This is a genomic window from Parabacteroides distasonis ATCC 8503, from assembly GCF_000012845.1.
Lineage (GTDB): Bacteria > Bacteroidota > Bacteroidia > Bacteroidales > Tannerellaceae > Parabacteroides > Parabacteroides distasonis.
This window is the reverse complement of record NC_009615.1, coordinates 2,355,022-2,369,049: the sequence shown is the minus strand read 5'-3', so window position 1 is coordinate 2,369,049 and position 14,028 is coordinate 2,355,022. Positions and strand designations below refer to the sequence as shown.

Annotated in this window: 10 protein-coding genes; 5 read left to right on the top strand and 5 right to left on the bottom strand. The window is 44.2% G+C overall.

The window, feature by feature from the left end; translation table 11 throughout:
* Window positions 1-32 precede the first annotated feature (32 nt).
* Both BDI_RS10010 and BDI_RS10005 read left to right on the top strand, forming a co-directional pair.
* Window positions 33-818: an amidohydrolase gene (locus tag BDI_RS10010; protein WP_008780108.1), complete on the top strand. Its 786-nt coding sequence runs from the start codon at window positions 33-35 to the stop codon at window positions 816-818.
* 20 nt (window positions 819-838) lie between these two features.
* Window positions 839-2,089: an MFS transporter gene (locus BDI_RS10005; RefSeq protein WP_005854594.1), complete on the top strand. Its 1,251-nt coding sequence runs from the start codon at window positions 839-841 to the stop codon at window positions 2,087-2,089.
* 2 nt (window positions 2,090-2,091) lie between these two features.
* Here BDI_RS10005 and BDI_RS10000 read toward each other — a convergent pair whose 3' ends face one another.
* The 5 genes from BDI_RS10000 to BDI_RS09980 all read right to left on the bottom strand — a co-directional run bounded on the left by BDI_RS10000 (window position 2,092) and on the right by BDI_RS09980 (window position 10,823).
* The gene (locus tag BDI_RS10000) at window positions 2,092-4,398 is read right to left on the bottom strand and encodes a sensor histidine kinase (RefSeq protein ID WP_011966653.1); all 2,307 of its coding nucleotides are present in this window, start codon (window positions 4,396-4,398) and stop codon (window positions 2,092-2,094) included.
* A 93-nt stretch (window positions 4,399-4,491) separates the two neighbouring features.
* The gene (locus BDI_RS09995) at window positions 4,492-6,408 is read right to left on the bottom strand and encodes a sensor histidine kinase (protein ID WP_011966652.1); all 1,917 of its coding nucleotides are present in this window, start codon (window positions 6,406-6,408) and stop codon (window positions 4,492-4,494) included.
* Between the two features lie 207 nt (window positions 6,409-6,615).
* The gene (gene dnaK / locus BDI_RS09990; protein ID WP_005864708.1) at window positions 6,616-8,547 is read right to left on the bottom strand and encodes a molecular chaperone DnaK; all 1,932 of its coding nucleotides are present in this window, start codon (window positions 8,545-8,547) and stop codon (window positions 6,616-6,618) included.
* 201 nt (window positions 8,548-8,748) lie between these two features.
* Window positions 8,749-10,326, bottom strand: coding sequence for an Rne/Rng family ribonuclease (locus BDI_RS09985; protein ID WP_005854603.1), 1,578 nt, complete (start codon window positions 10,324-10,326; stop codon window positions 8,749-8,751).
* Between the two features lie 224 nt (window positions 10,327-10,550).
* Window positions 10,551-10,823 carry an HU family DNA-binding protein gene (locus BDI_RS09980; protein ID WP_005854607.1) on the bottom strand — a complete coding sequence of 91 codons (273 nt, stop codon included), beginning with the start codon at window positions 10,821-10,823 and terminating at the stop codon, window positions 10,551-10,553.
* A gap of 189 nt (window positions 10,824-11,012) precedes the next feature.
* On the opposite strand from BDI_RS09980, the gene mutY reads away from it, so the two are divergent.
* The 3 genes from mutY to gldE are packed head-to-tail and all read left to right on the top strand — an operon-like array spanning window position 11,013 to window position 14,028.
* Window positions 11,013-12,092 carry an A/G-specific adenine glycosylase gene (gene mutY, locus BDI_RS09975; protein ID WP_005854609.1) on the top strand — a complete coding sequence of 360 codons (1,080 nt, stop codon included), beginning with the start codon at window positions 11,013-11,015 and terminating at the stop codon, window positions 12,090-12,092.
* Between the two features lie 48 nt (window positions 12,093-12,140).
* Window positions 12,141-12,650 (top strand): single-stranded DNA-binding protein, encoded by a 510-nt coding sequence (ssb, locus tag BDI_RS09970; protein ID WP_005854611.1) that lies wholly within the window; start codon window positions 12,141-12,143, stop codon window positions 12,648-12,650.
* 25 nt (window positions 12,651-12,675) lie between these two features.
* Window positions 12,676-14,028 carry a gliding motility-associated protein GldE gene (gene gldE, locus BDI_RS09965; RefSeq protein WP_005854613.1) on the top strand — a complete coding sequence of 451 codons (1,353 nt, stop codon included), beginning with the start codon at window positions 12,676-12,678 and terminating at the stop codon, window positions 14,026-14,028.

Genomic DNA, 14,028 nt, shown 5'->3' with positions numbered 1-14,028 from the left:
ATGTCTTTTTATTACCTTAATATCTTTATTCTATGACTGAAGACTTACGTATCAGCATGATACAATCCCATATCATTTGGGAAGACCGTGAAGAGAACTTGGGTTATTACGGCGAACTGTTGCGCCGTGTTAGTGGAAGAACCGATTTAGCCGTATTGCCGGAGACGTTTACCACGGGATTTTCCATGGACGTGGAGAAACAAGCCGATACGATGGAGGGCCAGACCGTACCGACTATAAAGGAATGGGCTAAGAAATATAAACTGGCCGTGGCCGGGAGTTTTATCGCGAAAGATAACGGAAAGTTCTACAACCGGGCTTTTTTCATCACTCCGGAAGGAGAGGAGTATTATTACGATAAGCGTCATTTGTTCCGTATGGCGGAAGAGGACAAGCATTTCTCGGCGGGCGACAAACGGCTGATCGTGCCCTATAAAGGCTGGAATATCTGTTTGCAGGTTTGTTATGACCTGCGTTTCCCGGTTTGGAGCCGCAACGTAAATAACGAATATGATCTTTTGATTTATGTGGCCAATTGGCCCGAGGCCCGGAAGAAGGCGTGGAAGGCATTGCTGCATGCCCGTGCCATTGAGAACATGGCTTATGTCTGTGGCGTGAACCGTGTGGGGGTAGATGGGAAAGGTTTTCTTTTCAGAGGGGATTCCATGATTTATAACGCAAAAGGAAAGAAATTGGCTGATGCCGGAAAACGGGAGGAAATCACCCGGACATGTACCTTGAAGAAGAGCGAGCTGGATGAGTTCCGGGCTAAGTTCCCGGCGTGGAAGGATGCGGATGGATTTAGTATTGACTTCTAATCATCTGATTCCTGCTGATTATGGAAAAACGTAGTCCTTGGGCTTGGATCCCGTCTCTTTATTTCGCCGAAGGCTTGCCCTACGTGGTAGTCATGACGCTTTCTGTGATCATGTATAAACGTTTGGGCGTCTCGAATACGGATATCGCCTTGTTTACCAGTTGGCTTTATTTTCCTTGGGTGATCAAGCCCATCTGGAGCCCGTTCGTAGACTTGATAAAAACGAAGCGTTGGTGGATTTATGGCATGCAGTTATTGATTGGTGGTGGAATGGCAGGTGTGGCGTTCGTCCTTCCCGGGGATTTCTTTCTGCGGTTTACCTTGGCTTTCTTTTGGTTGATGGCGTTTAGTTCCGCTACGCACGATATCGCCGCAGATGGGTTCTATATGCTGGGCTTGACGGAGGAGCAACAGGCGTTCTTCATCGGTATCCGAAATACGTTCTACAGGGTGGCGATGCTAACCGGACAAGGTCTGCTGGTTATGCTGGCGGGACTTTTGGAGGAGAGTACCGGGCGGATTTCCTTTGCTTGGAGCCTGGTGTTTTTCGTATTGGCCGGTACCTTTATCGCCTTGGCCTTGTGGCATAAGTATATCTTACCCCGTCCGGCGAGTGACGCGCAACGTACGAATATCACCCCTCATACCATCTTGGTGGAGTTTGGCAATACTTTCGTGAGTTTTTTCAACAAGAAAGGGATTGTCCCGGCTTTGCTTTTTATGCTGACGTATCGTTTGGGGGAATCCCAATTGGTAAAGTTGGCTTCTCCTTTCCTGCTGGATGGGCGGGAAGTTGGCGGGCTGGCGCTCAGTACCGGTGAGGTCGGGTTCGCTTATGGTACGGTGGGAGTGATCTCCTTATTGCTCGGAGGGGTTTTAGGAGGCCTGGCTATATCCCGGAGTGGCTTGAAGACTTGGTTATGGCCTATGGCATTGGCTATCTCCTTGCCGAATCTGGTCTATTTGTATATGGCCTATACGATGCCGGAGAGTATTGTTGTCGTAAACGCTTGTGTCGCTGTCGAGCAATTCGGCTACGGGTTTGGCTTTACGGCTTATACGATGTATCTGATGCTTTTCGCCGAGGGGGAATATAAGACTTCGCATTATGCGATCAGTACCGGTTTCATGGCGTTAGGTATGATGCTACCGGGAATGGCATCGGGATGGATACAGGAGCAGATCGGTTACCAACATTTCTTTATCTGGGTAATGATCTGTTGCATACCTTTATTTATTGTATTGCCGTTCTTGCGTTTCAAGAAAAAATAATCTTATACCGATAATCCGGGAGTGTAGGGAAGGGTCACGATGAATGTGCTACCTTCCCCTTCTTTGGATTCTAGGGTGATATATCCTCCGAAGTGCTCGATGATAATTTGGCAGATCGCCAGTCCGAGGCCTGTCCCTTGCGCAAACTCGTCCAGTTTGTTGAACCGTTCGAATACTTGGGCTTGCTTATCTGCGGGAATGCCTTTGCCCGTATCGGTCACGGAGATCTGGATCCAACGTTTATCTTGCGTATAATCGTATTTAATCAAGATGTATCCTTGCGTCGTGAATTTTGCGGCGTTGTTTATGAGGTTGGTAATCACTTGGGTTAATCGATGTAGGTCCGCTTGGATAATGGCCGGGAGGACCGGCAGTTGTATTTTAAGCGCTACGCCTTGGGGCATCAACAATTGATGGGTGCGGTAGATATGGGATAGTAATTCGTTTAAGTCACAATTCGTGAGGGTAAACGACATCTTACCGGACTTGATGCGGGATAGATCGAGAATGTCATTGATCAATTTCAATAAGAGGTCGCTGTTCTTACTGATAACTTGCATGAACTCATCCCTCTCGTTCGGGCTTATTTCCATATCGCTTGTTAGCAGTTCCGAAAATCCAACGATGGCGTTAAGCGGGGTACGTATCTCATGGCTCATATTGGCGAGGAACGCTGATTTCATTTGGTCCGCTTCCTCGGCCCTTATACGGGCTTTGATAAGATCTTCCTCTACTTCCTTACTTTGTTGGATATTTAAGCAGAGCCCGTTTACTCCGACATTATTGCGGGTGGAGTCTTGTCCATTCTTCGCTTGCGCATATCTGAATTCCCACCATATATGCCCTTTGCCGTTGAAATTATATCGGCGGCGGGTGATCTTACGGGAAGGGAATCCTGTATCAAGCAGGTGCTTATGTTGGATGAAATCTTCCCGGTCTTCAGGGTGGATAGACTCTTGGAATTGCGTGGAGGTGATCGGCTTTATCGGCATATCCAACGACTTATAGAAATCATGGTCGAACTCGAATACGCCGTTGCTGTATCGGAATGCGAAAATATCACCGCTCTCTAAAGCCAACGAGAGGAATTCTTTCTCTTTCCGTAAACTTTCTTGAGCCTGTTTCTTGTGAGAGGCTTCGCGACGGTATTGTACTCTTTGATAGAAAAGTGTCCATAGGATAAATAGGGTTAGAAGAATCCCGCATAGAATAATATATGTTTGATAACGAACCACAAAGGGCATATTCAAGAAGATACTGTTTTGAGGCAGTTCTTTCCAATCGATACCCCATTTATTTAAAGTCGGGTAATCGAACAGATAGTTTTTGGCGCTTTCCGTTATTTGTGGGAAGCTATTGGCCGGTGTGCCCTTGAGTATGCTGGCAGCTCGTCGTAAGGCTTCTTGGGTTTGGCTCTCTACCGGGGTCATATATCCTCCGATGAAGTCTCCGTCATATCCTACGGATTCGTTGATCGCCGAGAAGCTGGGAAATGAGCAGAACCTACCTAAGGCTATCGAGGTATAATCTCTTTTGGTAGCAAGGTAGGCCTTGTTGTAAGTATTTGTACCTAACCCCCAGATCAAGTTGGAACTGGTGCGGGGTTGAATGGTTTGTATATAGAGGGAATCGAACGGTACTTTTGGGAACCGCACTAAAGAAGAGGATCTCTTTTTATCGGATGGGGATGAATACTGGGGATATTTAAGGTAATCGGGTCTAGCCTTGGAGCATAGCCCTTTTATTTGCTCATCCATATCTTTCAGGATCTTTTTGTCAAGAGCTGTACTATCAGAGACACGTACAATTACGCATTTTCCCATGATTCGCTCGATAAGTTCGACGTTTTTCCGATAGTCCGGCTTATCCCAAAATCCGGATACGTTAGGATACTTTTGAATTAAGGGTATGTTTGGGTAGTTGACTCCGGTAAAAACGATAGGTACGCTATCTAATAAAGGATGTTCGCAAGCCAATAAGGAATAGGTCGCTTGATCATCGTTTACGATTATGATATCAGGCTTCCATAAAGATAACGTATTGAGTTCCGTATATATTCTTTGTTTCTCTTCTAGCGATTGATAAGCTTCGCAATTAAGATAGAACGTGAAGATACTAGCAGGAATGCCTTCCTTCTGGAATCCTTTTTTAAAAGCCTCTTCTATATCTTTATAGGCTTGAAAGTCCGGCTCATAAGATTGGACTATCAAGATACGCTTTTCCGTGGTTGAGCGTTCGCAAGAATTTGCGACCAATAGAAATAATGGAAGCAACAATAAAAAAAGATAACGATAAGAAGTGTTCGCCATGTGTATAGCTTCAATATAATAGGTACAAATGTATAAAAAGTAATTGGATATCAAAGAGACAAATGTCTATTTTTCTTGGCTTCTGAGGTTGGTTTATAATTCGAAAACCAAGGAGATGCGGCACCCCTTATTCTTTTCGGACTTGAGCAAGATACGCCCGTTTAATTGTTTTACGATAGCTTGGCAGATCGATAATCCAAGACCTGTCCCTTGCACGAAATCATCCAGCTTCTTGAAACGCTCGAATATCGCTTCTTGGTCCTCGGGAGAGATCCCGATGCCTGTATCCTGCACATAAAGTCGGACGTCTTGTGCATTGGTGGAATACTCGTAACCGATCTCTATAAAGCCTGCGGAAGTAAATTTTATAGCATTTTTCAGTATGTTCTCGAGCGCTTGGTAAAGTCGCTCCTTATCCGTATATAAGCAGATCGGCGTATCGGGGCATTTCTCCTTGAATTCGATACCTTCGGGGACATCGGAAAGATGTTGTTTATAAAGGGTTTTCACTAAATCCGTTAAATTGCAGGATTCTTTATGAAAGACGATACCTCCGGATTCAATCCTTGCCAAATCCAATATGTCATTGACTAACTTTAGTAATAACTCGTTATTGGTCGTGATGATATTAGCGTATTGCTCCTTCTCTTCCGCTGTCAGATCCAGTTCGGCGATTAGGCTTGAAAAGCCGATGATCGCATTTAGAGGGGTACGTATCTCATGACTCATGTTAGCCAAGAATACGGATTTCATCCGGTCGGACTCATTGGCTTTCTCCAAGGCTTCCGCTAATGATTCCTTTTCATGTAATAGGGCTTTTTGCGCTTGTCGTTTTGCCTTGGATTCTTGGGTATACATGATGATGAAGCTACCGAAGACAAAGCAGCACATCGTGCTGACTACGATTATCAAGCTCCAGAATAATCTTGGATATTGGTCCTTAAAAGGAAAGTTCAAAAGTATAGCATCCTTCGGAAGAAGCCTTTTATCGATATTCCAATATTTGACTTCATTGAAATCAAATACATAATTCTTCTTGCTCTTTGTTATCTGTGGGAATGATTCGCTAGGGGAGCCTTTTAATATTTCCGCGGCTCTATCGGTAGATTCTTCTATTTGGGTTTCCAAGGAGGTGATATAGCCACCTACAAGTTTATTCGTATATCCTAGATCCTCGTTGATCGCCGTAAAAGAGGGTTTACTGGAAAAACGGCTGGTGTTCAATACCCGGTAATCCCGTTTGGCCTGTAGATAGTAGATGTAAGGGACGTGTTTACTCATGTACCAAGAAACAGCTGATAGCTTGTCTCCTTGCACGGGCACGACGTTGACGGTCGTACTATCCGGTCGTTTTAAGCTTTGATTGACCCTGTCCAAAGTAGCGATCTCTACCGGTATATACATGATGCGATTATTATCGACCCGAATGTCTGCTTGAGCACATTGCTCATGTAACGTAGCCTTAATGTGCCTATCTATATACGTACTATCGTGCAACATATAAATCGTAGACTTGCCCAACAGATGTTCTATCAAGCGGATGTTCGTGACGTAGTCGGGCTCGTCCCAGAATCCGGAAACATTCGAATATTGCGCCAATAGTGCCTTATTGGGGAAATTTACGCCGCCAAATACAATGGGAATTGTAGAAATTAGCGGATGATGGCATTGCATTAACGTGTAAGTCGCTTGATCCTCGTAGACCAATATCAGATCGGGTTTCCAAGTGGAGATCGAATCTAGATACAGGTACATCCGTTTTTCTTCGGCAGGTGCCGCATATTGCTCGCAGTTCAAATAGAATGTTTGGATCGACGGATTAATCCCCTTTTTCTCGAGGGATTTCCGGATCAACCGATCGCAGTCTTTATAAGCTACATAGTCGCTTTCATAGGAATGGACTACTAATATACGATATTTATTTTCCGACTGTTGACAAGAGGACTGTAGAATGGCTAGCAGAAAAAGTAGAACAAATATGTAATATTTCTGTATAGATCTCGCTAGCATAAGTCGAAAATTAGTACGTTGCCCTTAATCGTAATTTAAAATGAGTGTTTTTATGCGAGTGCAAACTTATTAATAATTATTGGATATCAATGGCTTTTTTATTGAATATATAGGGCTAAAATAAAAAACGGCTATCAGATCCCGAAGGACCCGATAGCCGTTTTTCTATCTTATGTGGAGTAAAGGAGCGATTAAAACCGCTTCTTTTTATTTTACTTCCTCAAAGTCAACGTCCGTAACGTTACCGTCTTTGCTGTTGTTGCTGCTACCTGCGTTACCGCCAGCTTGTTGACCACCGAAGTTAGGATCTGCTTGCGGACCGCCTTGAGCGCCGCCACCTTGAGCGTTGTACATTTCTTGGCTAGCTGCTTGGAATACGCTGTTCAATTCTGCCATAGCAGCATCGATACCTGCGATATCCTGAGCCTTATGAGCTTCTTTCAATTTGTTCAAGGCACCTTCGATCGGAGCTTTCTTGTCTGCCGGAAGCTTGTCGCCAAGATCTTTCAATTGTTTCTCGGTCTGGAAGATCATGCTATCCGCTTGATTCAATTTATCGATACGCTCTTTCTCTTTCTTATCGGCCTCTGCGTTTGCGGCAGCCTCTTCTTTCATACGCTTAACCTCATCATCGCTCAAACCGCTGGAAGCCTCGATACGGATACTTTGTACTTTACCGGTTCCTTTATCCTTAGCCGATACGTTCAATATACCGTTAGCGTCGATATCGAATGTAACCTCGATCTGAGGAACACCACGTTGTGCGGCAGGTATTCCATCCAAGTGGAAACGACCGATAGACTTGTTATCTTTAGCCAAAGAACGCTCACCTTGCAAGATGTGGATCTCAACAGAAGGCTGATTGTCTACGGCAGTCGTAAATGTCTCGGACTTCTTGGTCGGGATGGTCGTGTTAGACTCGATCAATTTAGTCATTACACCACCCATTGTCTCAATACCTAAAGACAGCGGAGTAACATCCAACAGCAATACGTCTTTAACCTCACCTGTCAATACACCACCTTGGATCGCTGCGCCTACGGCTACTACTTCATCCGGGTTAACGCCCTTAGACGGAGCTTTACCGAAGAATTTCTCAACGATAGCCTGTACAGCCGGGATACGAGTAGAACCACCTACCAAGATCACTTCGTCGATATCAGAAGTTGATAAACCTGCATCTTTCAAGGATTGACGGCACGGTTCGATACATGCTTGGATCAGACCGTCAGCCAATTGTTCGAATTTAGCACGAGTCAAAGTCTTAACCAAGTGCTTTGGAATACCGTTTACCGGCATGATATACGGCAAGTTGATCTCCGTGCTAGTCGTACTTGACAACTCGATCTTCGCTTTCTCGGCAGCTTCTTTTAAACGTTGTAAAGCCATCGGGTCTTTACGTAAGTCTACGCCTTCCTCTCGTTCGAATTCTTCAGCCAACCAGTCGATGATTACGTGGTCGAAGTCATCACCACCTAGGTGAGTATCACCGTTTGTTGATTTTACCTCGAATACGCCGTCACCTAACTCAAGGATGGAGATATCGAATGTACCACCACCTAAGTCGAATACGGCGATCTTCATGTCTTTGTTCGTCTTATCCAAACCATAAGCTAAAGAAGCGGCAGTCGGTTCGTTTACGATACGGCGTACGGTTAAACCTGCGATCTCACCAGCCTCTTTCGTAGCCTGACGTTGAGCGTCACTAAAGTAAGCAGGTACTGTGATAACGGCTTCCGTTACTTCCTGTCCCAAATAATCCTCAGCTGTCTTTTTCATTTTCTGCAGGATCATCGCTGAGATTTCCTGCGGAGTATACAAACGTCCTTCGATATCTACACGAGGAGTGTTGTTATCACCACGCACTACTTTATAAGGAACGCGATTGATTTCCTTTTGTACTTGGTCATAAGTTTCACCCATGAAACGTTTGATAGAGAATATAGTCTTTTCAGGATTGGTGATAGCCTGACGTTTTGCGGGATCACCTACCTTACGCTCGCCGCCTTCTACGAAAGCTACGATTGAAGGTGTTGTTCTTTTACCTTCGCTGTTCGCGATAACAACCGGTTCGTTACCTTCCAATACGGCAACACAAGAGTTGGTTGTTCCTAAGTCGATTCCAATAATCTTTCCCATGATTGTAAATATTTTAATTGTTATTATTCATCGTCCGTCATCCTCCTTGTTTAAAGGATTCACATAGTATTCAACAAATGCCGTGCCAAAGAAGTTTGGGTTTGAAAATAAATAATACGTGTCATGAATCGTGACATTTTGGCGGTTTGGCAGAATACAGAAAGCCCCGGAACCGTTTTAATAGGCCCGGGGCTTCTCTTGTTATTTGTTGATTATTTCCTTTTCTTCTTTCATGTCAAGCTCATTCTTGTCGGCATCAAAGAATTTGTATTCAAGAAAGGCGAGACTTTGATTGGGAATAACTTTTAAACCATGTGTGTACTTCATTTTCCACTTCATGCTCAAGGGGAACAACCCCTTGTTCACATACGCTGCGACATACGGATGTACATGCAGGGTGAATTTCTTCACGTGATGTTTGTTTACTAAGCAATCTATTTTTTCTTCCAGGCTGTCGGTAAACAGGATGGAAGGCTTAACCGTTCCTGTTCCGAAACAGGATGGGCAGTCTTCTGACGTATCCACGTCCATTGCCGGACGTACCCGCTGACGGGTAATCTGCATCAAGCCAAACTTACTAAGAGGAAGGATATTGTGTTTAGCCCGGTCATTTGCCATTGCCTTTGTCATGTGTTCAAATAGCTTTTGCCGGTTGGCAGCCTCTGCCATATCGATAAAGTCTATGACGATGATACCTCCCATGTCTCGTAAGCGGAGCTGACGGGCGATCTCATCGGCGGCGGCTATATTTACGTCGATAGCTGTCTTCTCTTGGGCATCGCTGCCTTTGGAACGGTTCCCGCTGTTCACGTCGATAACGTGCATAGCTTCCGTGTGCTCGATAATCAAGTAAGCTCCACTCTTGTAAGTGACAGTTCGTCCGAATAGCGACTTGATTTGCTTGGTGACCGCAAAGTTGTCGAAGATAGGAAGCTCTCCCGTATATAACTGTACGATTTCTTCCCGTCCCGGTGCGATCAAGCTTACATAGTCGCGGACATTATTATAGACCTCCTTGTCATTTACATAAATATTTTGGAAAGAGGGGTTGAATATATCCCGAAGCAAAGCTACGGTACGTGCCGTTTCCTCATAAATAATAGCCGGAGCTTTGAGTTTAGGCACCTTCACGATATTATCTTCCCATCGTTTCATCAATGTCTTCAATTCATGATCAAGCTCTGCGACACGCTTGCCCTCCGAGGATGTCCGTACGATAACACTGAAATTCTTCGGTTTGATACTTTGGATTAACTGGCGCAAACGGGCTCGTTCCTCGCTTGATTTAATTTTGGTGGAGACAGATACTTTATCGGCGAACGGTATCAGCACGATATATCTTCCGGCAAAAGAAAGCTCGGAAGTCAATCGGGGACCTTTCGTCGAGATAGGCTCTTTAGCAATTTGAACCAACACCTCTTGTCCTACTTTCAGCACGTCGCTAATACTCCCGTTCTTTTCGATCTCCGGTAGAATCTGAGTTTTCGACAGTACCGGCGCCTTTTTGGGATCGCTCAGCAATTGCTTTAAATATTTCTGTTGGGTGTTGAAGTTAGGACCTAAGTCCAAATAGTGAAGAAACGCATCCTTTTTGTAACCGACATCAATGAACGCAGCGTTTAAGCCCGGCATCAGTTTCTTAACCTTACCTAGATAGATATCACCAACAGCGAACGAGACGTTGCGGGCCTCCTTTTGGAGCTCCACAAGGCTCTTGTCCTCCAAGACGGCGATAGATACCTCTTTGGGCTGTACATCAACTACTAATTCACTAATCACTTAAGATGTGTTTTTAAGATCAGACCTTATAAAATACGCAAAGAACAAACTTAAAAGGTCACTTATTAAGTTTGTTCTTTAGAGTTCGTTAGATAGACTTATTTCTTCTTATGTCTATTCTTCTTCAGTCTCTTTTTGCGCTTGTGCGTAGACATTTTATGTCTTTTTCTTTTCTTTCCGCTAGGCATCGCTTTAAAATTTTAAATTAAACGTATAATAATTAATTACTTAACTTCACCAATAAAAGTCTTAGCCGGCTTGAATGACGGAATGTTGTGTTCCGGGATGATGATCGTAGTATTTTTTGAAATATTACGAGCTGTCTTTTGAGCTCTCTTCTTAATAACGAAACTTCCGAAACCTCTCAAGTAAACGTTTTCGCCTTGGGCTAAAGAACTTTTTACGATATCCATGAAGGACTCAACGCTTGCTAGCACTGTCTGTTTGTCGATACCAGTGCTTTTTGAAATCTCGCTAACAATATCTGCTTTAGTCATGTCTATAAATTAATTAATTGATTTTGACCTATTAATTTTTTGGAATGCAAATATATAGCTTTTTATTTAAGTGGAAAAAGAATTGAGCTTCAATTTTTAAATAAAAAGATTCTTCTCGATTCGTAATATATATGTATGTTTGCGGTAATCAAATAGTTATGATGTTGAAAAGTGAGAAAGGGAGCAGTTATGTTACAGTATGAAAGTGAGTTAGAAATCAGCCGGATATTGGTTGAGTGGTATGAAACCTATAAAAGAGAGCTTCCTTGGAGGGAAACGAGAGACCCTTATATCATCTGGATATCGGAGATTATATTGCAACAAACCCGGGTTGTACAGGGATTGGAGTATTTTTTGCGTTTTACCGAACGTTTCCCGGATGTGGCATCTCTAGCGGTGGCGGAAGAGGATGAGGTGCTGAAATATTGGCAGGGCTTGGGGTATTATAGCCGGGCTCGTAACTTACATGCGGCGGCTAAATCTATCATGGAGCGGTTTAACGGGGTTTTCCCGGAGAATTATAAAGAGGTATTATCCTTGAAAGGTATCGGGGAGTATACGGCGGCGGCGATCGTCTCCTTTGCTTGGAACCAACCGTGTCCGGTCGTGGATGGAAATGTGTACCGGGTACTTTCCCGTTTGTTTGCCGTAGATACGCCGATCGACACCACGAAGGGTAAAAAGCAATTTGCGGAACTGGCCGGAATGATCTTGGACCCTAAGAACGCAGGGACGCATAATCAGGCGATCATGGAATTGGGTGCTTTGCAATGTGTTCCTCAAAACCCGGACTGCGGGGTGTGCCCGCTAAAAGATAAATGCGTGGCGTTCGCTTCCGGCAATGTGCAAGCTTATCCGGTGAAACAAAATAAGACGAAGACAAGGGATCGTTATTTCCACTATCTATACATTATATATAAAGAACAAACTTGGATGAACAGACGGACGGGGAAGGATATCTGGACCGGTTTGTATGAATTTCCATTGATCGAGACGGATCATGCGATGGATTTTTCCGGTTTGTGTGAGACGCAAGCCTTCCGTAACCTATTGGGAGATGCTGGAAAATTGAGTATCACCCAAGGGTTATCGAATGTAAAGCATACGCTCTCCCATCAAATTTTATACGCTTCTTTCTATCAAATAGAGATAGAGCAGGTTCCGGAATCCTTGGGGAATTACCTCTCTCTGCCTTGTCGGGATATTGAGAAGTATGCCGTTCCCCGGCTGATACATATTTATTTAGAGAAATTAAACGGAAACTTGTGAGAATGATTGAATTTGTGTTTCTTTGTATGGTTATTAAGAATTTGAATTATGTCATTGAATAAGGTTATATTGATCGGCAACGTAGGCAAAGATCCTGACGTTCGCTATTTTGACAGTGGTGCCGCTGTCGCTAATTTCCCGCTGGCAACCTCGGAACGTGGGTATACGTTGGCAAATGGAACGGTGGTTCCGGAACGTACGGAGTGGCATAATATCGTAGTTCGTCGGGATTTGGTTCCTTTCGTGGAAAAATGGGTACGTAAAGGTTCCGGTGTATATGTGGAAGGCAAGATTCGTACTCGTAATTATGATGACCAAAGCGGCGTGAAACGATATGTTACGGAGATCCATGCGGATCGTATCGAGTTTTACAGCACGGGTTCCCGTCCGGCCGATGGTGGAAATACGACTGCACAAGGCGGTAGTATGCAGCCCAATGTGGGACAAGGACAACCGGCTCAACCGACCACGGCGCCAAATACCGCTTATCAACAGCCAGCCGCCTCGCAGCCTAGCGCATTCTCAGAATCCAGTGACGCGGATGATCTCCCGTTCTGATATTGTTTAACTAATACTGTTTCCCTTGGACTCGGACTATTATTTATGGGGCTTATTTGAAAACGTAACGGTGCAGGCGCTGACAGCGGGTCCTGTGATCGCATTAAGCCTCGCTTTTTTACTGCTGTTTGTTTCCGGCTTCGTGTCGGCCTCTGAAGTGGCATTCTTTTCTCTAACCCCGGGTGACCTAAATGAGATCGGGGAAGAGAATCGCCCGGCAGATCCTGTTATCAAACGTCTCCTTGAACGTTCGGAGTATCTATTGGCATCTATATTGATCGCTAATAATTTTGTAAATGTGGCGGTCGTTATGCTGTGTACCTATGCGATTAACGCTTGGATTAATTTCTCGGCCGCTCCTCTTCTAGGCTTTGTGCTTGAGACGATTCTCTTGACTTTCTTGCTTTTACTTTTTGGGGAGATCATGCCTAAGATTTACGCACAGAAGAATTCTTTGCGTTTTGTTCGTTTTTCAGCCTCCGTATTAAGTGGTTTGGAACGCTTCTGCCGCCCATTCTCGAAAATCTTGGTTAATTCCACATCGGTCATCAATAAAGCGTTAGCGAAAAAGAAATATGATATCTCTGTAGATGAGCTTTCTAAAGCGTTAGAGCTAACCTCTACCGAGATCCCGGAGGAGAAGGAGATGCTGGCGGAGATTATCAAGTTTTATAATAAGACCGCTGATGAGATCATGACTCCTCGTCTGGATATGGAAGATATCGAGATCAAGATCAGTTTCCGTGAGGTGGTTGATTTTATTATCAAATCCGGCTATTCGCGTATTCCGGTATATTCCGAGACTGAGGATAATATAAAAGGTATCTTATATATCAAGGACTTATTGCCCTATATTGACAAGCCCGATACATTCCGTTGGCAGAGCTTGATCCGACCGGCCTATTTCGTGCCGGAAACCAAGAAGATCGATGATTTGCTGGAAGAGTTCCGTACCAATAAAATTCATATGGCGATCGTGGTCGATGAGTTTGGCGGTACCTCCGGTATCGTGACGATGGAAGATATCCTAGAGGAAATTGTTGGAGAGATCTCCGATGAGTATGATGAGGATGAGCAACAATTCATCCGTTTAGCAGACGGTAGCTTGATCTTTGAGGCAAAGATATTATTGACGGATTTCTTCCGGGTTATCGATGCCGATCCCTCAGATTTTGGTAAATTGACGGAAGAAGTGGAAACTTTGGCCGGTCTTTTGTTGGAGATAAAAGGGGATTTTCCACGCCGTAGGGAGATTATAGATTTTAAGGAATATCGTTTCCAAGTGCTGGAAGTGGATAACAGGAGGATATTAAAGGTTAAATTTAACCGTATCCTTGAAGATACAGGGAATGATGAGAATGGGAAAGATACGAAGTAA

Coding starts and splice junctions, on each gene's coding strand:
- BDI_RS10010 (WP_008780108.1), top strand. CDS start 33: ATGACTGAAGACTTACGTATCAGCATGATACAATCCCATATCATTTGG.
- dnaK (WP_005864708.1), bottom strand. CDS start 8,547: ATGGGAAAGATTATTGGAATCGACTTAGGAACAACCAACTCTTGTGTT.
- mutY (WP_005854609.1), top strand. CDS start 11,013: ATGTTACAGTATGAAAGTGAGTTAGAAATCAGCCGGATATTGGTTGAG.
- BDI_RS09995 (WP_011966652.1), bottom strand. CDS start 6,408: ATGCTAGCGAGATCTATACAGAAATATTACATATTTGTTCTACTTTTT.
- BDI_RS10000 (WP_011966653.1), bottom strand. CDS start 4,398: ATGGCGAACACTTCTTATCGTTATCTTTTTTTATTGTTGCTTCCATTA.
- BDI_RS09980 (WP_005854607.1), bottom strand. CDS start 10,823: ATGACTAAAGCAGATATTGTTAGCGAGATTTCAAAAAGCACTGGTATC.
- ssb (WP_005854611.1), top strand. CDS start 12,141: ATGTCATTGAATAAGGTTATATTGATCGGCAACGTAGGCAAAGATCCT.
- BDI_RS10005 (WP_005854594.1), top strand. CDS start 839: ATGGAAAAACGTAGTCCTTGGGCTTGGATCCCGTCTCTTTATTTCGCC.